General features: G+C 65.6%; 19 protein-coding genes. 7 read left to right on the top strand and 12 right to left on the bottom strand.

Annotated elements, in window-relative coordinates:
• Window positions 1-15: 15 nt before the first annotated feature.
• Both DL240_RS10490 and DL240_RS10495 read left to right on the top strand, forming a co-directional pair.
• A complete protein-coding gene (locus DL240_RS10490) occupies window positions 16-492 on the top strand; it encodes a DsrE family protein (protein WP_111729846.1) in 477 nt (158 codons plus the stop codon).
• Window positions 493-546: 54 nt separating this feature from the next.
• Window positions 547-2166 (top strand): bifunctional metallophosphatase/5'-nucleotidase, encoded by a 1620-nt coding sequence (locus DL240_RS10495; protein WP_111729847.1) that lies wholly within the window; start codon window positions 547-549, stop codon window positions 2164-2166.
• 20 nt (window positions 2167-2186) lie between these two features.
• Here the strand turns inward: DL240_RS10495 and DL240_RS10500 are convergent, their stop codons facing one another.
• The 4 genes from DL240_RS10500 to DL240_RS10515 all read right to left on the bottom strand — a co-directional run bounded on the left by DL240_RS10500 (window position 2187) and on the right by DL240_RS10515 (window position 6136).
• Complete coding sequence (locus DL240_RS10500) at window positions 2187-2819, bottom strand: GNAT family N-acetyltransferase (protein WP_199589790.1); 633 nt, start codon at window positions 2817-2819, stop codon at window positions 2187-2189.
• Between the two features lie 85 nt (window positions 2820-2904).
• Window positions 2905-3897: an NAD(P)H-dependent flavin oxidoreductase gene (locus tag DL240_RS10505; RefSeq protein WP_111729848.1), complete on the bottom strand. Its 993-nt coding sequence runs from the start codon at window positions 3895-3897 to the stop codon at window positions 2905-2907.
• A 137-nt stretch (window positions 3898-4034) separates the two neighbouring features.
• Window positions 4035-5534 (bottom strand): hypothetical protein, encoded by a 1500-nt coding sequence (locus DL240_RS10510; RefSeq protein ID WP_111729849.1) that lies wholly within the window; start codon window positions 5532-5534, stop codon window positions 4035-4037.
• Window positions 5535-5599: 65 nt separating this feature from the next.
• Window positions 5600-6136: a hypothetical protein gene (locus tag DL240_RS10515; protein ID WP_111729850.1), complete on the bottom strand. Its 537-nt coding sequence runs from the start codon at window positions 6134-6136 to the stop codon at window positions 5600-5602.
• A 320-nt stretch (window positions 6137-6456) separates the two neighbouring features.
• Between DL240_RS10515 and tesB the strand changes: the two genes are divergently transcribed.
• Window positions 6457-7329, top strand: a complete 873-nt coding sequence (gene tesB / locus DL240_RS10520) for an acyl-CoA thioesterase II (RefSeq protein WP_111729851.1) — start codon at window positions 6457-6459, stop codon at window positions 7327-7329.
• A gap of 12 nt (window positions 7330-7341) precedes the next feature.
• Here tesB and DL240_RS10525 read toward each other — a convergent pair whose 3' ends face one another.
• The 4 genes from DL240_RS10525 to DL240_RS10540 form a co-directional block, all read right to left on the bottom strand.
• Window positions 7342-8979, bottom strand: coding sequence for an ABC-F family ATP-binding cassette domain-containing protein (locus DL240_RS10525; RefSeq protein WP_111729852.1), 1638 nt, complete (start codon window positions 8977-8979; stop codon window positions 7342-7344).
• A gap of 283 nt (window positions 8980-9262) precedes the next feature.
• The gene (locus tag DL240_RS10530; RefSeq protein ID WP_111729853.1) at window positions 9263-9952 is read right to left on the bottom strand and encodes a zinc metallopeptidase; all 690 of its coding nucleotides are present in this window, start codon (window positions 9950-9952) and stop codon (window positions 9263-9265) included.
• Between the two features lie 109 nt (window positions 9953-10061).
• Entirely contained in the window at window positions 10062-11177 is a 1116-nt protein-coding gene (locus tag DL240_RS10535) for a tetratricopeptide repeat protein (protein ID WP_111729854.1), read from the bottom strand.
• Window positions 11174-12775 (bottom strand): PEGA domain-containing protein, encoded by a 1602-nt coding sequence (locus tag DL240_RS10540; RefSeq protein ID WP_146618237.1) that lies wholly within the window; start codon window positions 12773-12775, stop codon window positions 11174-11176. The genes DL240_RS10535 and DL240_RS10540 overlap by 4 nt, the downstream gene beginning before the upstream one ends.
• Before the next feature lie 109 nt (window positions 12776-12884).
• On the opposite strand from DL240_RS10540, the gene DL240_RS10545 reads away from it, so the two are divergent.
• Entirely contained in the window at window positions 12885-13478 is a 594-nt protein-coding gene (locus tag DL240_RS10545; protein WP_111729856.1) for a hypothetical protein, read from the top strand.
• A gap of 43 nt (window positions 13479-13521) precedes the next feature.
• Here DL240_RS10545 and rpoZ read toward each other — a convergent pair whose 3' ends face one another.
• Complete coding sequence (rpoZ, locus tag DL240_RS10550; protein WP_111729857.1) at window positions 13522-13779, bottom strand: DNA-directed RNA polymerase subunit omega; 258 nt, start codon at window positions 13777-13779, stop codon at window positions 13522-13524.
• A gap of 253 nt (window positions 13780-14032) precedes the next feature.
• On the opposite strand from rpoZ, the gene prmC reads away from it, so the two are divergent.
• The 3 genes from prmC (at window position 14033) to DL240_RS10565 (ending at window position 16809) form a co-directional block, all read left to right on the top strand.
• A complete protein-coding gene (gene prmC / locus DL240_RS10555) occupies window positions 14033-14923 on the top strand; it encodes a peptide chain release factor N(5)-glutamine methyltransferase (RefSeq protein WP_111729858.1) in 891 nt (296 codons plus the stop codon).
• 27 nt (window positions 14924-14950) lie between these two features.
• On the top strand, window positions 14951-15256 hold the full coding sequence (locus tag DL240_RS10560; protein WP_111729859.1) for a (2Fe-2S) ferredoxin domain-containing protein: 306 nt from the start codon (window positions 14951-14953) through the stop codon (window positions 15254-15256).
• A 203-nt stretch (window positions 15257-15459) separates the two neighbouring features.
• Entirely contained in the window at window positions 15460-16809 is a 1350-nt protein-coding gene (locus DL240_RS10565; protein WP_158542479.1) for a methyltransferase domain-containing protein, read from the top strand.
• 107 nt (window positions 16810-16916) lie between these two features.
• Here DL240_RS10565 and DL240_RS10570 read toward each other — a convergent pair whose 3' ends face one another.
• From DL240_RS10570 to DL240_RS10580, 3 genes are all read right to left on the bottom strand, one after another.
• Window positions 16917-17474 (bottom strand): helix-turn-helix domain-containing protein, encoded by a 558-nt coding sequence (locus DL240_RS10570; RefSeq protein WP_111729861.1) that lies wholly within the window; start codon window positions 17472-17474, stop codon window positions 16917-16919.
• Window positions 17475-17795: 321 nt separating this feature from the next.
• Window positions 17796-18749, bottom strand: a complete 954-nt coding sequence (locus DL240_RS10575; protein ID WP_111729862.1) for an SDR family oxidoreductase — start codon at window positions 18747-18749, stop codon at window positions 17796-17798.
• Window positions 18746-19609, bottom strand: a complete 864-nt coding sequence (locus DL240_RS10580) for a lysophospholipid acyltransferase family protein (RefSeq protein ID WP_111729863.1) — start codon at window positions 19607-19609, stop codon at window positions 18746-18748. The genes DL240_RS10575 and DL240_RS10580 overlap by 4 nt, the downstream gene beginning before the upstream one ends.
• Window positions 19610-19637 lie beyond the last annotated feature (28 nt).

Raw genomic sequence — 19637 nt, forward strand, 5'->3', positions numbered from 1 at the left:
TTTTTAGGAGACCCCATGAAACGCTTTACCCCCTGGACCCTGCTGGCGTTGTTGATCGCCCTGGTGGGCACCACGGCCTGCGCCACCGGCCCCGAGGCGGCGCAGGCTGCCGAGTTGCCCGCCGAGACGGCCGTCGAGAGCCCGGCCCCAGCGCGCACGCTGCTGGCGGTGCGCACCGAGCGCCACCTGAAGGTCGCGCTGATGACCGCCCACGACCTCCTCGACGGCGAGGCGCTGCCCACCGAACGCGCCGACGTCATCGTCTGCGGCCCGGCCGTTGAATCGCTGGTCGCCGAGACCATGCCCGCCGACCTGGCGCACCAGATCGCCGGCCTGAGCGAGCGCGGCAGCCGCGTGGTCGCCTGCGGGCTCTCGCTGACCCAGCTTCAGGTCGACCCGGCCACCCTCCACCCGGCGGTGACCCGGGTCGACAACGCCTTTATCGAGATCTTCAAGCTCCAGCAGCAGGGATTTTTGAGCCTGGAGCTCTGAGCCCGCCTCCCTCCCCCACACACAGATGACGCGATGCATACACTGTTGAAATACATGGCTCTGCCTCTCCTGACCCTGAGCGCCGGCGGGCTTATTGCCGCCTGCGCCACCGGCGCCAACCCCTCCCTTGCCAGGCCCGGGGATGCCCGTGCCGATGAGCAGCTTCACGATTCCGACGCGCCCCACGAGCTCACCGTGCTCTTTGTGGCCGACCTCCACGCCCAGCTCTACGAGCACCCGGAGCTCTTCTGGCACGAGGGCCAGGAGGATCGCCTGGAGATGGCCGGCGGATTTGCCCGGGTGGCCGCGGCCATCGACGCGATCAAAGCCGAGAACCCCGGCCGGGTCCTGGTGCTCGACGGAGGCGACACCCTCCAGGGCGCGGGCGAAGCGGCCCTGACCCAGGGCGCCGCGGTGGTCCCGGCGCTCAACGCCTTAGGCCTCGACGCGGCGATTCCCGGCAACTGGGAGGTGGCCTACGGCCCGCAGGTCCTTAAGGATCGCGCCGCCGAGCTCGACTTCCCCCTCTTTGCCGCCAACCTGCGGGATGAGGCCTCCGGGGAGCGCCTCTTCGCCCCCTACATCATCCGCGAGGTCGGCGAGGTGAAGGTGGCCGTGATCGGCTACACCGACCCGGATGTGCCCTTTCGCCAGCCTCCGGCCTACAGCCGGGGCTTAAGCTACCAGGGCCCCGAAGAGCTCCCGGCGCTGATCGACGAAGTGCGCCAGGATCAGGGCGCCGACGTCGTGCTGCTCCTCTCCCACATCGGCCTGGCCAAAGCCGTGCAACTCACCGGGGAGTTGGAGGGCATCGACGTGCACCTCTCCAGCGACACCCACGAGCGCACCTACGAGCCCATCGTCGAAAAGAGCACCTGGGTGGTGGAGCCCGGCGCCTTTGGCTCCTTTCTGGGCCGCCTGGACCTTAAGGTGCACCGCGGGCAGATCGTCGACAAACGCTGGGAGCTCATCGAGCTCACCGCCGAGGCCTACCCCGAAGATGCCGAGGTGCGGGCGCTGATCGACCAGGCCACCGCCCCGACCCGCGCGGAGCTCTCGCAGGTGATCGGCCACACCTCCGGGGTGCTGGCGCGCCATAACGTGATCGAGACCACCCTGGACAACCTCCTCTCCGACGCGCTCCGGGAGGCCACCGGCACCGAGATCGCCCTCTCCAACGGGTTTCGCTTTGGCAACCCGGTGCTCCCCGGCCCCATCGTCGAGGGGGACCTCTGGAAGTTCTACCCGGTGGTCACCGAGCTGAAGACCGGCCAGGTGAGCGGAGCCCAGATCCGCGCCTTCTGGGAGCGCGAGCTGGAAAACGTGTTTGCCCACAATCCCGCCGATCGCTTCGGGGGCTGGATTCCTCGCCCCTCCAATATGAGCGTGCGCTTTGAGGCCCGGGCCCCTCGCGGGGAGCGCGTCAAAGAGATCCGGGTGGGCGGGGAACTCCTGGACGACGAGCGCCTGTACACGTTGACCGCCTGCGAGCGCGAGGGCGATGAGCCCCACATGCTCTGCCGCATTCCCAACGCCCAGAACACCCGCATCCACACCCTGGACGCGCACGACGCGGTGCGCCAGTACCTGCAAAAACACCCCGACGCGATGCGCCACTACGAAGATCGAGTCGTGGCCGAAGACCTGCCCCGCATCCTGCGCAGCCAGCTCTGAGAGAGGCGCGCAGTACCGCCTCAGATCAGGCGCCGCCCCAGCACATCGTAGGCGCACACCGCGCGCTCACGGGCCTGGCTCCCCGGGTAGTGCTCGGCAAAGAGCGTCCAGATCATCTCATCGCAGAGGTTGCCCTGCGCGTCGCGCTTGCGCCCGCGCAGGGTGGCCTCGTGTTCAAAGCCCAGTTTTCGGGGGATGCAGGCGCTGGGCGTGTTGCGCGGATCGCAGCGGATCTCCACGCGCCCGACCCCTTCCACCTCAAAGGCCACCCGCACCAGCGCGGCGGCCACCTCGGTGGCCAGGCCGCGCCGGCAGAAGTCGCGGTGCACCCAGTAGGCCACCTCGCGCGCGCCGGGGCCCTGGCGTGTCTGCAGGCCACAGGCCCCGATGATGCGGGTCTGGTCGGGGGTGAAAAGCCCGAACACAAAGTCGCGCCCCGCATCAAACGCGCTGCGCAGCTGGCGCAGACGTTCGATCTTCTCGTTGAGGTCGCGGGGCTCGTGCCGCGTCCAAGAGAGCCAGGGGCGCAGGTGCTCCAGGTTATCGTCGACCGCCTCCTGAAAGAGGAGGGCGTCCTCGGGGTTCAGGCAGCGCACCATCAGACGCTCGGTGCGGATCTGGTAGGCTGGCCCGCGTCGCTCGGAGAGAGTCATAGGCACACCACGGCTTAAAGAGGGGGGAATCCCACAGTCTGCCCTATGAATCTAAGAGCGCTCGGACGAGCTCAAAACAGCGCGCTCAGCCGGCCTGCGCGCGCGCAGCCCGATAGGCGGCCTCAAACTCGGCCACGATCTCGGCCACCGGACGCACCCGATCGATGGCGTCGACACTCTTTCCGGCCTGCCAGTAGTCGTTGTACCCGCCGTCCCGGGTGGCGCCCCGCCCCAGCGACCAGACCGAACGGGCCGCATAAAACCCGCGCATCCAGTGCTTAAAGCGCGGATGCTGCAGCATCCGGCGCGCCAGGGGTCCCACCTCGGTGCCCACCCGCTCCACAAAGGGAGTGCGGATCACCGAGACCGGCACCCCGGAGATGCGTCGGGTCAGCACGATGTCGTCTTTGCCCGCCTTGACGATGGCCTGCTTGTAGTCGGCGTGGGCGCTGCACTCTTCGGTGGCGATAAAGCGGGTGCCCAGCTGCACCGCTTCGTAACCCCGGTCCAGCGCCTCGACAAAGCCCCGGGGTCCTCCCACCCCGCCGGCCATCACCAGGGGGACGCCCAGGTCATGGAGCTCCTCAAAGAGCTCTTCGCCCCCCTTCGCCCCGGCATGGCCGCCGGCCCGGCCGTTGACACAGATCAGCCCGTCCACATCGCTCTCCAGCGCCTTGAGCGCCCACTTGCGCTCGGTCACGTCGTGGTAGACCACCCCGCCCACCGCGTGCACCTTCTCGACCACCCAGTCCGGGTTGCCCAGCGCCGTCACAAAGAAGCGCACCCCCTCCTCCAGCGCGATGTCGACCCACTTGCGCATGCGGTCTTCGTAGACCTTGGAGGACTTCTCCACCAGCGCGTTAAAGCCCAGCGCCCCGCCCTGATTCTGGCTCTGCATCTGGCGCAGCGACGTGCGCAGATCCAGGCGATGTGCAAACACAATCGAGAGCGGCTGCACCACCCCCACCGCCCCGGCGCCCACTACCGCGCCCACCAGCTCGGGGTTGGAACAGGGGTACATCGCCCCGCAGATCATCGGCACCCGCGCGCCGGTATGGGCTAAAAATCGCTCACTCATCGTACTCTCCTCGGACCCTGCGCCATCGTCCGACACGGACGACGGCCATAAAAAAGCCGCGCCCGCTTCGGCGGGCGCGGCAATGAATCTAGGCCAGCCGGGCGCGTTGGACCAGCGCCCGCCAACCCTACTCGCCATCAGGGCAAGGGCGACCCTGCCTGCACGGTGTCTACCACGGTCACGCCGGTGGCCGGATCGAAGTCAAAGGGCCGCCAGAAATCGAGGTACTGAAGGAGCCGAGTCTGCACATGCGCCTCCACCCCGCGCTGGTAGAGTTTGGCCGTGGCCAGCGACGGGCCGTAGCCGTTGTCACTGTAGTACTCAACCCCCACCCGATAACTAAAGCCCGGCAGCGCGAACTCCTGGCTGATCATCTCACCGGTCACCCCGTAAAGATCGTCGATGACCAGCTCGGCATTCCCGGTATGCCAGACCGTCGCTGCCGACCTCCAGTACACACACCACCCATCGGTGGTATTGAACTCACCATCGGGGTGACACAGGTGCAGGTCCATATCCGTGCCGTTCCCCTCCGAGGGATTGGGCACCTGAGCGTTGGACCAGGTCACCGTGACCACGGCATCGTTGTCGCCAAACGCGCTTTCAATCACCGCCACCGGCAACATCTCCGGAGCACAGTCCTGGCCGAGCTGCTCATCACGGAGTTTCAGCCCGATCACATAGTCCCCCGGCGCGTCCAAGCGCACCCGGGTGGGGGCCTCATCGCTGCGATCGTAGAACACTGGCGAGGTTGCCCCGACCGGGGTCTCCACCACATACCACTGGGCGCTAAAGCGCGCCGGGACGTAGGTGCCCGCCACACTCAAATCGAAGAGCCCGCCGGTGGCCTCGCCCGGGTTGGCCGGCCCCACCGCCGTGAAGCTGGGGGCGGCCTGGGGCGTGACCACCGGGCACTCGGGTGAGTAATCCATGCGCTCGCCGGTCAGCCCGAAGCGAAACTCCCCGGGGCCATCCACAACGCCCACCACCAGCTCCCCATCCAGATCCACCTCCTGAGGATCGAAGGTCAGCGTGAAGTTCAGCGTTCGCCCCTCTTCAATCGGTGCCGGCCACCCGCTCACACTGCCCAGTGCCAGGGTGTAGGCGTCGCCAACGACCTCCAGCGAATTGACGCGCGTGGGTGCCGCGCCCTCACAGAGTCGCAGCTCAAAGCTCAGGGTCGTCGCTTCGTTCTGCGCTCCAAAGTCGAAGTCCTCGCCAGCCGGAGCCCCACCAGCCCAGAGCTCCACGCAGGTCCCGGGCATCTCGACATCGGGCTCATCGGCGTCGGGTGTGTCTGCATCCGGCGTGTCTGCATCCGGCGTGTCTGCATCCGGAGTGTCCGCGTCCGGCGTATCCGCGTCCGGCGTATCTACGTCCGGAATGTCCGCATCCGGCGTGTCTGCATCCGGCGTGTCCGCATCCGGTGTGTCTGCATCCGGCGTGTCCGCGTCCGGTGCGTCCGCATCGAGGACATCGCCATCGACCTCATCACCAACATCGCCGGCGTCATCCTCCACCGACACATCGTCGTTAAGATCCCAGTCGTCGGGGCCCCGGCGATTCCTGGAATCATCGCTGCACGCCGCCGTCATCAGAGAGACCACCAGCACGATCACACATTGCTTTCTCAACATGATCATCTCCTCAGAGTTGGAGGCAGAGGCCGCCAAAGCAGAAGCTGCCGTTGGCGCATCGCTCATCAAAGCCATCGGTACAGCCCTCGCACAGGCCGGCAGCGCCGCAGGCAGGTCAGTTCCGGGTGACAGGGAACCTCGTCGCAGGTCGTGATCGACGTCTCGCACTGCAGCGTCTGCGGGTTGCATACCTGTCCCACACCGCAGGCCCCCGGATCGTCGGGGTCGCAGGTCGGAGGGTCGGGCTCCCCGGCGTACTGCTCGCCATCGCTGCCTGTCGCTTCGCGGCAGACTCCCGCCTGGCAGACCTCTGCTGCGGCACAATCGCTGACGGTTTCGCACTCCAGCGTGGCCACACACTGACCGGCCGCATCACAGGTGGCGCCGCCGGGGCAATGCGCATCGAGCGCGCAGGGCGCGCAGGCACAGAGAGCCTGGTTGAAATACGGCGTCGGCGCCTGGCAGCTCGTGGCTGCGCAGGTCACCGCGGCCTGCGAGAGCTGCCCGACGTTTGCGTCGTCGGCAGCATCCGAACATCCGGTGAGCGCGACCAGCGCGAACGCCGCGCCCACCCCCCCCTGGCGAATCCAGTTCATCATCATAGCGATCACTCGTCTGCTGGCGCGTTGGCGCGCGATCATGGAGGGGCGTACCAGGCCGCTCCGGCGACACACCTGCGCACACATCGTTGTATTCTTGCTTCTGTTAAATCTGCACTAAGGGTTGCTCAAGCGCAGCAAAAAACAACACCGGCCCGCTCGCCAGTCCGCTGCCCTATGCCAGGGGCGTACGACTTGAACCTGCAGAGAGCGCGTGGAAGGATGCCGCAAGCGGTGCCGCCGCAGACGAAGGCGCACCCCGGGTATTCAAAGTTTGCCAGATTTTTTTCGCCCCACTCCCCGCTCCGCCCCTGAGAACTCCCATGACCGAAGTCCTCCAACAACTCGTCGATCTGCTGGCGCTTGAGCGCATCGAAGTCAACCTCTTCCGCGGCCGCTCCCAGGATCTGGGCTGGGGTCAGGTCTTTGGCGGACAGGTGCTCGGGCAGGCGCTCTCGGCCGCGATTCAGACCGTGCCCGAAGATCGCTTCGTGCACTCCCTGCACGGCTATTTTTTGTTGCTGGGCGACGTCAACACCCCGATCGTCTACGACGTCGAGCGCATCCGTGACGGCGGCAGCTTCACCACTCGCCGCGTGGTCGCCATTCAGCAGGGACGCCCGATCTTCAGCATGTCGGCTTCCTTTCAGAAGGCTCAGCCGGGCTACGATCACCAGGACGAGATGCCGCAGGTCAAAGGCCCCGAGGGGCTCCTCTCCCAGGTGGAGCTCTCCCGGCGCATCGCCGAGCAGATCCCCGCGCCGCTACGCGAGCGCTTCACCGCGGAGAGCCCCATCGAGATCCGCCCGGTGCGCCCGATGAATTACCTCAAACCCACCATCCGCGAGCCGGAGAGCGCCGCCTGGTATCGCTCCGCCGGCACGCTCCCGGAGACCCCGGGCATTCATCAGTCGATGGCGGCGTACGCCTCGGACTTTAACTTTTTGGCCACCGCCATGTACCCCCACGGCGTCTCCTGGCTGATGCCCTCCATGCAGGTCGCCAGCCTGGATCACGCCATGTGGTTCCACCGCCCCTTCCGCTTCGACGACTGGCTCCTGCACATCGTGGAGAGCCCCTCGGCCAGCGGCGGTCGCGGGCTGGTGCGCGGGCGCATGTTCAACCAGCAGGGGGAGCTGGTCGCGTCCACGGCCCAGGAGGGACTGATGCGCCCCCGACGCAAAAAGTCCTCCTGAGCTCGGCCAGGCTCAGCGCCCGGCGCTGGCCACCTCGGCCCGGTCCAGGTGGTCGGCGCCCTCGCGCCACCGCAAGAACTCGGCGTACCCGCCCTTAAAGTCGTTGACCCCCTGGGGCGTGATCTCCAGCACCCGCGTGGCCAACCGCTGCACAAACCAGCGATCGTGAGACACAAAGAGCACGGTGTTGGGGTAGGCTTCCAGCCCTTTGGCCAGCGAGTCGATCCCTTCCAGGTCGAGGTGGTTGGTCGGCTCGTCGAGCACCAGCACGGTGGGCTCGGCAACGCCCAGACGCGCAAAGGCCAAACGCGCCTTCTCACCGCCGGAGAGCGCCCCCACGCGCTTCTCAATATCCTCCTTTCCAAAAAGAACTTCGGCGAGTTTACCGCGGATAAAGCCATTGGGCTTATCGGGGAAGTGACTCCAGAGCCAGTCGTGCAGGGTCGTCTCCGCGCTGCCCTTCAGGTCAGCCAGGTCCTGCGAAAAATACCCTGGCTCCACCGCATGGCCCCACTCGATCTCACCGCAGTCAGGCTCAAGCTCGCCCATCGCCAGCTTCAGGAGCGTGGATTTACCAATGCCGTTGGGCCCCACAATCGCCACCCGGTCGCCGCGGTTGATGCTGAAGGTGACGTCATTGAGCACGGTGCGCTCTTCAAACGAGCGGGTCAGCCCCTCCACACGCAGCACTTCTTTGCCCGTGTCGCGCGCCGCCTTGAAGTTGAACTTCGGATACATGCGCGAGCTCTGCGGCAGCTCTTCGACCTCCATCTTCTCGACTTGCTTAACGCGGCTCTGCGCCTGACGCGCCTTGGATGCCTTGGCCTTAAAGCGCTTAATGAACGCTTCCTGCTCGGCGATAAAAGCCTGCTGCTTGGCGATTTTGGCCTCTTTACGATCGCGATCTTCGACCTTGGCCGTTTCAAAGCGCTCGTAGTTGCCCTTGTAGACGGTGACCTGCTCGTAATCGACGTCGATGATGTGGGTGCAGATCGTGTTGAGAAACTGGTGATCGTGAGAGACGACCACCACGCAGCCGGCGTAGTCGTTGAGGAAGCGCTCCAGCCAGGCGATCGAGACGATATCCAGGTGGTTGGTGGGCTCATCGAGCAGGAGAATGTCGGGGTTGCCCGCCAGGGTCTGCGCCAGGAGCACGCGCAATTTATAGCCGCCGCTGAGCGCCGAGAGGGGCTCGCGATGCTTCTCGGTGGGGATGTTCAGCCCCTCTAAGATGTCGGCGGCCCGGGCCTCCATGGAGTAGCCATCATAGGCCATGACGACATCTTCAAGATCGCCGAAACGGTCCACATCAAAGGCCTCCGGAGCCTCGGCGGCCCGGGCCAGCATGGCCTCTTTCTCTTCCATGGCCGCCCAGAGTTCGGGCACCCCCATCATCACCACATCGAGGATGGGCACCTCGTCGAACTGGAAGTGGTCCTGGCGCAACACCCCCACGCGCCGGTCTTTGGGAATGGCGACATCCCCATAGGTGGGCTCTTCCTGGCCCGAGATCACCCGCAGAAGCGTGGACTTTCCGGCGCCGTTGGCCCCGACGATCCCGTAGCGCGAGCCGCCGTCAAAGGCGATGGTCGCGCCGGTAAACAGAGTGCGTGCGCCGTAGAGCACGCCCAGATCATGGATCGAGAACACCTGAGACTCCTGCGAGTAAAAAAGACGATTGGCGCGGCCCTCCTAACACCAACGCCGCACAAAAACCACCGTCGGACGTCTCCCTTTGTTCCGGCCCCCGACGTCAAACGCCTTCCCGGCGCCCCAGAAAGCAAATCTCCGAGTGCTCCTCGCCACGGCCCCCCGGACACGCTTCGCCACTTTTCCGGGGAGGTAGCCCTGCCCATCAGACACTCCCCGACCTTTTTAATGAGGTGAGCCTACATCGCGCGCACGGGGGCTCGCCAGGGAGCCCCCTGATGCCTCAGCGTCGATCGCCCATCAAGCCGGCGCGCCAGGCCCAGTACACCAGCTGCAGCACCGCCCCAACCGCCGCCGCCACATAGGTCGCGGCCGCCGCGCTCAACACCGTATTAACACCCCGGGCTTCCTCCCCGCTGACAAAGCCCTGCGCTTCGAGCACCCGCTTTGCACGCGCCGAGGCATCAAACTCCACCGGAAGCGTCACCAGGGTAAAGGCCACCGCGCCCCCGAAGAGCACCACCCCGACCGTGGCCAACCCGCTCAGCCCGATGACGATGCCGGCGATGGTGATCCACAGCCCCAGGTTGGTCCCGATGTTGGCCACCGGCACCATTTTCTGGCGCAGCTTCATCATCGCGTAGCCCTCTTTATGCTGAATGGCATGACCGACCTCGTGCGCCGCGATGCCGGCGGCGGCCACCGAGCGCCCGTTGTAGATATCGGGGCTTAGTCGCAACATTTTGGCCGTGGGATCGTAGTGGTCGGAGAGCATCCCCTGGACCGGTTCAATGCCCACATCGCGAATGCCCTGCGCATCCAGAATCGCCTGCGCGATCTGACGACCGGTCATCCCGCGGCTGGTGGGCACGCGGCTCCACTTCTTAAACGCGGAATTCACCCACACCTGAGCCACCATGCTCAGCACGCCGCCAACCCCCAGCACCAGCAGATAAACGGGATCAAAAATCATGGTACGGCCTCCGATACAAAAGGCCGGCACACGGGTGCCGACCTCGTTGGGTCCTTCGTGTCGGGGCTGAACGTATACACAGCCCCTGCCGGGTCAATAGCTTAAAACATCATTCGCGCAGCGCCGATTCCAGGGCGCGCGCGGCCTCCTCGCTGCGTCCCAGCGCCTGCAGGAGTTGCGCGCGGAGTACGGCGGCCTGGCGATCGGTCGGAGCATCCCAGTCGGCGCGGGCCCGAAAGGCATCCAGGGCCTGCAGGGCGCGCTCATGCTCCCCGCCGGCGGCCAGCGCCGCCACCTGGTACCAGCCCACGAAACGCAGGTCCGGGTTGGCCTCGGCAGCTTCCTGCGCCCGCTCGGCTGCCCGATCCAGGCGCGAGCCCAGCAGCGCTTCGGCCGCCTCCACCACCAGCAGGCGGCGCTCCACCAGCTCGGCGGTGAGCGGATCGGGCGTAAGCTCGGCGGCCAGCTGCAGGCGCTCGCGCTGCACGGCCCAGTCTTGCTGATCGAGGGTGGGCACCAGCCCCGAAGGCGCTGCGAGCAGCCCGGCGTCGTGCTCATCGACCAGACGCTGGGCCAGGCGCGCCTGAATCTGGGCGAGCTCCGGGGCGGCGTAGCCCATGCGCAGCACGGTCTGGTAGAGGCCGTAGGCGCCGCCGCCGGCCGGGGTCAGGGCCTGACCCCGGGTCAGCTCCCGCTCCAGCGCCTCCAGCGCCTGGCGCTGCGCACCGGGCACCACATACCCCTGCCCGGCCGCCCGGGTCGCGGCCATGCGCCGCTCCAGACGAATCTGCTCGGCATCGCCGGCCTCCGGCGCCAGACGCAGGTAATGATCGTAGTGGTGGGTGGCCTCCGCGTAGCGCTCCAGCCAAAAGTTCGCCCGGGCAAGGTTGCGATACGACGCGGCCTGACCGGGTACAATCTGCGCGGCCTGCACGAAGGCCTGGCGCGCGGCTTCATACTCGCCGCCATTATAGCGGGAGGTTCCCCGATCAAGGGCCGCCTGATAGGCGCTCAGACGCTCGCCATCTTCGGGCGCCTCCGTCGCAGGCCCCCCGGCGGGCGCATCTCTCTCTTGCCCTCCGGCGGGCGCCTCCTCATCAGCGCTTGTTTCAGGCGCCCGGGCCGGCGCGTCTTCCGGGGCCGGCTGGGCGGCGGCCGGCCCCGCGCTCAGGAGCAGCCCGGCTACCAGGGTCAGCAGGGCGCCGGCGTTCAGACAGGACTTCATAGCTGCTCCGGGGGTTGGGGCCGAAGACCCGGGACATCGGGGAGTCCCATACCGATGCTGATGCCCAGCACGTGAGCCGCGCGCTGATCCCCGCCCAAAAGTTTCTCGACGCGGTAGCTGACCCCCGCCGACCAGCGGGCGTCGAAGTGGTAGCGCAGCCCGGCACCCAGCGACCAGATCGCGTGCGTCTGGGTCAGCGTGATCATCTCGTCGGTGCTCGTCTCCCGGGCACGCAGGTGCTCCCAGCTTACGCCCAGGCCGGTCTCCAGGTGGGGCACCAGGTTTTGCCAGATGTAGCGGTAGCGCAGCTGCATCGGGCGGAGCACCAGCACCTGCCGCCCCTCGATCACTGCCGGCGCGCTGCCGCCGCCGGGGCGTGTCAGCAGCGCGGCCGCCTCCTCCACCCCGCCGCCCCGATAGCTCAGCGACAGCAGGCCCAGGCCCCAGCGCTCCCCCTCCCAGAGCGCCTCCAGGCGCAGACCGCCGGAGACCAGGGTGCGGCGCCGGCGAGCTTCATCCGAGAGCTGCCCCTGGTCGGTCCACCCCTCAAAGCTGTACTCCAGGCCCTGGGCCTTGCCTCGGGCCTGGCGCGGGTCGCTGCTGTGGATCCCCAGCTCCAGGGCGGCCACCAGCTGGAGGCGGTTGGCCACCAGCGCCGCCACATCAATGTCGCGCAGCAGGCTGCTCTCGTTGACCATCGTCACGGTGGTCTCGGTCAGGCGAGCCGGCTCCACGTCGACCACCCGGGTCAGCGACTCGAACCCCGGCGCGCGCAGCTCCATGGCGTAGCGCCCCGCCGGCAGCTCCAGAAGCTCGTCGGCGCGCCCCATCGGCGCGTCTTGAATCCAGATCTCGGCATCCTGCGGCGCCCCCAGCACCCGCAGCCGCCCGGGCAGCTCTGCGAGCGTGCGGTCCACACGCACCGCCGCCCCGCTGCCCAGCTCCACGCTGCCTTCGGCCCGGGCGTACCCCTCCAGCACCAACTCAAAGTCGTAGTGCCCCACCGCGCGCTTACCGCTCCAGGGCGTGCGCCCCACCGCCTCGCCGGCCAGCCAGAGCTGGGCCCCGGGCGGGTTGCTCTCCACCGAAATCACACCACTGGCGTCGAAGAGTTCTCGCACCAGCTCAAACCCGGCAGCCCGCGCGTCGCGCTCCCGCAGCGACCCGGCGGAGACCTGGGCCCCTCGCCAGTCCACGATCTCGTAGTTAAGTTCTAGTTGAGGACGCACCTGCGCGAGTTCCACGCGCACCAGCAATTCCACGCCGAGCGCGTCCATGGCCAGGGCGGTGGCCGAGCCACAGGGCTCCACCCCCAGCGCGCAGCTCGGCCAGGGTCGAACTCCGGCGCGTACCTGCGCCTCGATATCCTCCGGGGTCAAAAGATGCCGCGACCGCTCCGTCGACAGCGCCTGCGCCACCGCTTCGATCAGCGCATCCGCCCCCTCCCCCTCCACCTGCCAGGCCACACGCTGGCCCTGCTCCTGGGCCTGAACCAGCCCCGGAGCCAGGATAGCCTGTCCCAGAAAGCCCCCCAGGCTCAGCGCCCACACGCTCAAAAAGGCCGCAAAAACGCGACCTTGCGACCTTTTTCGTGCCACCGCCTCCACCTCGCGCTACACTGGACCATCTGCCGGGGGACCGACGACCACGCCGATCAGCACCTCAGCACGCTGCTCGGAAACCACTCTTGAGTCCGGGAGGTATCGCATGACGGATTCGCACCACACCATCCACCGGGTCGCTAACCTGCTCCACTACTTCCGCGCCGAACTGGCCGACGCCTTTCAGGCTCTGGGACTGACCACCGCCGAGGAGACCCAGACCTACCTGGTCTATCTCCTGGAAGGGTTCGCCCGTTCCAACGCCGAGAGCGCCCAGACCATTGGCTTTGACCGGCCGGCGGCCTTTATCCTGGGTGAAGCGATGAATGCCGCTGGCGAGCGTCGCATCGATGCCTACCGCCGCCTGGGCGACGCCAGCCTCTTCTCCTGCGGCTTCTTCGAGGAGCGTCTGGACCGCACGCCGGTCAAATCGGGCTACTACCGAGATATGGGCCGGGTGGCCTACGGACGCCTTGGCGAGCTGATGGCCTACAAGCAGCCCGGCGGGGCGTTCCATATCATTTTTGAAGAACTCACCCGCTGCTTTGACGTCGTAGTCGACGCCTTTCAGCTCGTCTCCCAGCGGGGCCAGCCCGACCACGAGCGCCTCTTGCTGCGCTGGATGCGCTCCGGCGAGCTCGATGCGGCGGACTGGCAACATCTGGGCGGTCTGCCCGGAAACGGCACTGGCGAGGCCTGAGTCTCCCCGCCTTAACGGGGCGAACTCCCCGGCCACCAGGGGTTCAGCCCTTCTTCTCGGCCTGCTCCTGAGCCAGCTCGTCGTGTCCCAGCGCCTTGGAGAGCTTGCGCTTGCTCTTCTCATCAAAGCGCACAAAGCCCGCGCCGATCTCACGCAGGGAGTGCACCGCCTCTTTGTTCGAGGAGGGGAAGATCCGGTCATTGTTACGACGCAGCTCGCGGGCACGCTGGGTGGCCAGCATCACCAACGCGAAGCGGTTCTCAATGTGCTCCAGGCAATCTTCAACGGTTACGCGAGCCATAACTACTCCTTGAACGATCGCCACGCGATCAAAACAGAAATCTTTCGGGAGGCATCCCCGGGCCATGCCGGCACGTCGGAGAGCATGCAGAACATCGGGTGTCACGCTCGGCGCGCAACAAACCGGCTGAACCTTATGCACACACCTCCATCGCGTCAAGCGCTCGGCCTTTTCAGCCGCGCCGATCTCGACTATCAAAGCGCCCTGAGCCGGGCCTGCGCGGCCCTTTTTCGACCTTGAAGCGAGCGCGATCATGAGCAGCTCTGAGACACTCGGCCCCCCCTGGACGATCCTGAAAATCCTGCGCTGGACCACCGACTTCCTTGGTGAGCGTGGTTGCGACTCGCCACGGGTCGACGCCGAGATCTTGCTGGGCCACGCGCTGGACCTGCCACGGATTCAGCTCTACGCCCAGTTTGACCGCCCGCTCATCGAATCCGAACTCTCGGCCTACCGCCAGATGATCAAGCGCCGGGCGGCCGGCGAGCCGGTGGCCTACATCCTTGGCGAGCGTGGCTTCTGGAACATCACGCTCAAGACCGATGCCCGGGCGCTGATTCCCCGTCCGGATACCGAAACCCTGGTCGAGGCGGCGCTCAAACTCCTGCCGGCCCCCGACGCTGACCAGGAGCTCCGACTGGCCGATATCGGCACCGGCACCGGCGCCATCGCCCTGGCCCTGGCCGCGGAACGCCCCGATCTGCGAGTTGCCGCCACCGATATCAGCGCCGAGACGCTGGGGCTCGCAAAAGAAAATGCCGAACTTCTGGACCTCAGCGACCGGGTGTCGTTCTTCCAGGGCGACCTGCTCCAGGCGCTTCCGGCTGACTGGCACGCGCTCGACATGCTGGTGAGCAATCCGCCCTACATTGGCGAGTCGGAACGCGAGGAGCTCATGCGCGATGTGCGCGACTTCGAACCGGCCGCCGCCCTCTTCTCGGGGGAGGACGGTCTCGACATTCTGCGGCGCCTGATTCCTGCGAGCCTTGATGTGCTCAAACCGGGCGCCTACCTCCTCCTTGAGATCGGCTACCGCCAGGGCGCGGCGGTCACCGGGCTGCTCGAAGACGCCGGTTTTAAGGACATCGATATCCTACCCGATCTGGGCGGACGCGACCGGGTGGCCCGGGCTCGCCGTCCCTGAGCCAGAACCTCACCCTGCAGTTCACCGATGAAACCTGTCGACACTTCGTTTTGCCTGGCGCACCTGCTGGTCTGCGTCAATGAGCGCCACGGCAGCTCGCTGCCCAGCTGCGCGAACAAAGACGCCGAAGCCATCTACCAGCGCCTGCGGGACTGGATTGAGGCCCACGGGATGCTCTCGCGCATCTGGCTCACACGCACCGGTTGCCTGGGGTGGTGCCACGTGCAGGGAACCACGGTGGCCATCTACCCACAGAACATCTGGTACCGAGCCTTAACGCTGGAAGACTGCGATCGCCTGATCGCCGAACACCTGGAACCCCTGCTGAGATGAACGCGCCTGCCCGGAGTGCCTGTCTTCCCGGCCGGCCTCCCACCGCCTCTGCTTGACGCGATGCGTCAACCCCTTGTTTTATAGGGATCTGGAGCTATGCTTCAGCGCGCGACGCTGCGGCGCCGGGCTCTCCGACTCGCAGCGCCTGAAGATCGCGCCCCGATGACTTGTTGATGAAATGGCTCGACGCAAAGGTTGAACCCATGGCCAAGAAAAAAGAAGACGTCCTCCAAGAGCTGACCCGCGTGCGTTTTGTCGGCCCCGCTCTGGCCGAGGAACTCTACGACGACCACGGTGTGCGCGACCTCAGCGCGTTGCTGGCACTCGGCAAAGAAGGCAAACTCACCGAACTCAGCGGCGTCGGAGAGAAGAAGGCCTCCACCATTTTGAGCAGCGCCCAACGTCTGGCTGAGCGGGAGAGCGCCCAAAAATCCAACGGGAAAGCCACTGCGAAACCGGCTCCGGCCCAGAAGAAAGAGAAAACGCCGACAAAAAAGAGCGCGCCGACGAAAAAGAGCACTCCGACGAAAAAGAGCGCGCCGACGAAAAAGAGCGCTCCTGAAGCCAAAGCTGAAGCCGCAAAGACCGACACCGCCAAAACCTCTGCGAAGCCGACGCCGACGCCGAGCGAACCGAGCAAGCCAGCTCCCGCTATCGAAAAGTCTCCCGTTGCTGAGCCCGCAGCTCCGGCGGCCGAAGCCCCTGTCTCCCCCAAAGCAAAGGGCCCCCTTCGCGACCGCTTTATCGAGACGCTCCGCTGTCCGGCCTGTGGCCACGATGACTTCGAGGTCAGCGCCACCTCCATCACCTGCCAGGCCTGTCAGCGCCAGTTCAACCTCCAGGATGACGTCGCCGATCTGGCGCCTCCACACGCTCCCAACCGTTCGGTCACTCAGAAGCTGATGGAGACGAAGTTCTACGCGCAGTTCTACGAAGAGATCATGCGCCCGCGGCTGACCGGCGTGGTCAGCGAGCGCACCATGCGCGAAGAGTACCGACTGGCCGCCGACTTCCTGGACTTTGGCGACGAAACTCGCCTCATCGACGTGGGCTGCGGCACGGGCAACTTTACCCGCTACTTCGCCCAACGCATCGGTCTGGCCGAGACCCGCGAGACCGGCGGGGACCTGCCTTTGGTGGTGGGTATGGACCTCTCCTGGCCGATGCTTGAGACCGCGCGCCGCAACATTCGCCGAGAAAACCTCGACGGGCGCGTCTTCCTGGTGCGCGGCGATGCCACCCGCATCCCCATGCGTCGCGGCTCATTTAACCGTCTGCACTGCGCCGGCACGCTGCACCTGCTCAACGATATTGACGAAGCCCTGCGCAACTTCGCTCGTATCCTGGAGCCCGGGGGGATCTGCGTGATCGGGACCTTTATCCTCGGCGAGGGCATGATGCGGCGGATGGCCAAACGCCTGGCCGAGATTCCCACGCGCTTCCACTGGTTCTCCCGCGATGAGCTGCACAAGCGTCTGGAGCGCGCCGGCTTCGAGGTCGTCAGCGACGACGTGGCCGGAGACGCCATCACCATCAAGGCGCGTCGGGTCTAAACGGCGACGTATGTCATCAAAAGAGCCCGCCTCCTCTCATTAGGGGGCGGGCTCTTTTTTTGTCACTTTTATCATTCCTGCCGGCCCGCTCTCGGGCCTCCCCACACTCAAAGAAGCGCGCGCCTGAGCGCCTCCATTACCGCGTCCTCTCCCTCGCCACGGGCCACCACCCAGCGCGCCCCGGCACCCCGTAAATTCATGGCCTCCACGGCGTCCTCCCCGCAGATCACCACCAGCTCGGTGGCTGCCAGGTCCTCGTAGCTGCCGAGCTTCTCGCAGAGACTAAACACATCCAGCCCTGCCAGACTGCTCTCAATCACCGCCACGTCCGGCTGCCACTGCCCCAACTTCAGCAGGGCGTCGAGCGCATCGCCGGCCGAGTCATACTCAATCTTGTCTCCAAAACGCGCCTGCACCCGCTCCACCAATCCGCGGTCCGGGTGCGCCACCAGAACCCGGCGCTGCCGCTGACTGGCAAAGGGATTGGGCATGCGATGCCGCGTCAAAAAGTCATCGAGCACCTTGCGCTCAATACGAAAATGACCACCGGGGGTACGAAACGCGCGCAACTCTCCCTGCTCAATCCAATTCTTAATGGATGTGATGTTGGCGTTGCAGATCTTGGCCGCTTCAAAGGTTGTGTAGACTTCTTTTTCGAGATTCATCGACTCACACCTCGTTACATTTGAAGCTGCCGGGCTCGTGCCACAGGTGATGAGGCGCTCGCTCGTCCTACTCAGGTGTTTAGGGAGAAGATGCTCCCCCCCTGCATGAAAACAAGTCTCGACCTATCGACCCGTCTCATCTGTGCGTGAGAACGCGCTAGCGCGCTGACGTGATCCACCCACAGTAATCACAGATCTCCCGAAGACATCTCTCCGATAGGGCGGACTATAGAGATGCACGAAGACACTGTCCCGTAAAAAAATGTAAAGCAGCATCCGTAAAGCCCCCCCTTCCAGGTGAATCAAACATAGCTTTATGGATCAGCGACGCACGCCCTGGCCCAGCTCGCGCAAGATCGACTCCAGACCATGCTCATGAGCAAAGCCCAGCTGCTTTCGCGCCAGCGAGTCGTCGACCATACAGATGTACTTAATATGATCGAGCTCCGGCACCGGCCAGTCGCTGAGCTTAAGAGACCAGGCCGTGCTCAACATCCACTTGAGCATCGGCTCGGGCATCGGCCGCGGAGAACGACCGAGCCGCCCCAGGATCAGCGAGAGGGGCACCGGCGAGGGACCGGCCAGGTTGAAAACCCCGCGAATCCCAGGTGTTAGCGCCTTTTCAATGGCCGAGACCACATCTTCGACGTGAATGAGCTGAACCATCGGATCAAAACCCAGGATCGTCGGAGGCCGCTCCAGGCGCAGGTAGCGGCTGGGCGCGTTATTGACGCGCCCCACAATATGAACCGGTCGCAGGATCACCGTTTCAATCTCAGGATGACGCCAGAAAAAGGTGTTGCAGAACATATCCAACGCGATCAGGTCACGAATCGCCTCGAACTTCTGCCCGCCCATCAGCGCGGCATCTTCCTTAAGAAACTGATCGTTTCGCGGGTCGGGGCCGTACACATCGGCGCTGGAGAGCACCACGACCTTGGGCACCCGATGTTCCGCACAGAGCTCAAAGACCTTCTGGGTGCCCACGATATTGAACTGGTGATGCTCATCCTGACGGCTGCGCGGATCGTGCATGATGTTGAGGTGCACGACCGCGTCCAGGCGCTGACGGCGAAACACGTCCTCCACCCGACGCCGCCGGATGTCCACCTGCTCCACATCAACGTCCTTGGGCATATGCCGCACCGCGCGGCGATCGATGCCCACCACCTCGTAGCGTCGATGCAGCCGCCGGGCGACCGCGCGTCCCAGGTTGCCGCCAATCCCCGTGACCAAAACTCGCTCTTTACGTGCGCGTCGCGTGCGTTTGCTCAAAAGAACACTCCTCGCCGCTCCTGCAAACCACGGTCGATCATCTGCGCGATCACCTCACGCACCCGCTCGACATGCCCGCCGACCACCCGATCTTCCTCATCCGGGTCGCCCTCAAAACGCATCGGCTCGCCAAAGTAAATCCGGTACTTCACCGGCAGCGGCAACGCCCCCAGCGGACCGAGCAGCGGCCAGGTCGGCGTGATCGGAAATGCCGGCATCCCCAGCACCTTCGCCAGCGACTTCACATCGTAGAGCGCCGGCATCTGCTCCTCGGCACCGACCACACTCACCGGCACGATGGGCGTGCCGGTCGCCAGCGCCAGGCGCATAAACCCCAGCCCGAACTCCTGGAGCTGATAGGCCCGATCATAGGTCTTGTTGATGCCCCGCTGCCCCTCCGGAAACACCAGGATGCAACCGCCCCGGCGCAGCAAAATCCGGGCGTTCTCCCGGGTGCCCACCACCTGGCCGGCCCGCGCAAAGATCCGCGAGATGAAGGGGATTGAGGGCACCCAGCGCTCGACCATCGAGCGCACCATACGCGGGGGAGAGCGATCGATGAGCCCGGCCGTGGCGATCATCATCCCGTCCAGCGGGATCTGACCGGTGTGGTTGGCCACCAGCAACACCGGCCCGCTATCCGGGATGTGCTCCATGCCGAAGGTCTCCACCCGAAAATAGTTCCGGTAAAGCCAGATGGCCGGCGGAGCCACGTACTTTAAGAACTCCGGCTCAAAGCCGAAGGGGTCAAATCCGTACTCATTCTGCCCCGCATCCATGGTGCGAATGCGCTCCCAGACATCTTCCCGGATCGCGTGAACCAGCGCCCCATCGACCTGCTCTTTAACCTTCTGCAACATCCATTACTCTCGCGCAGCGAGCGTTCAT

This window comes from Lujinxingia litoralis, from assembly GCF_003260125.1.
GTDB lineage: Bacteria > Myxococcota_A > Bradymonadia > Bradymonadales > Bradymonadaceae > Lujinxingia > Lujinxingia litoralis.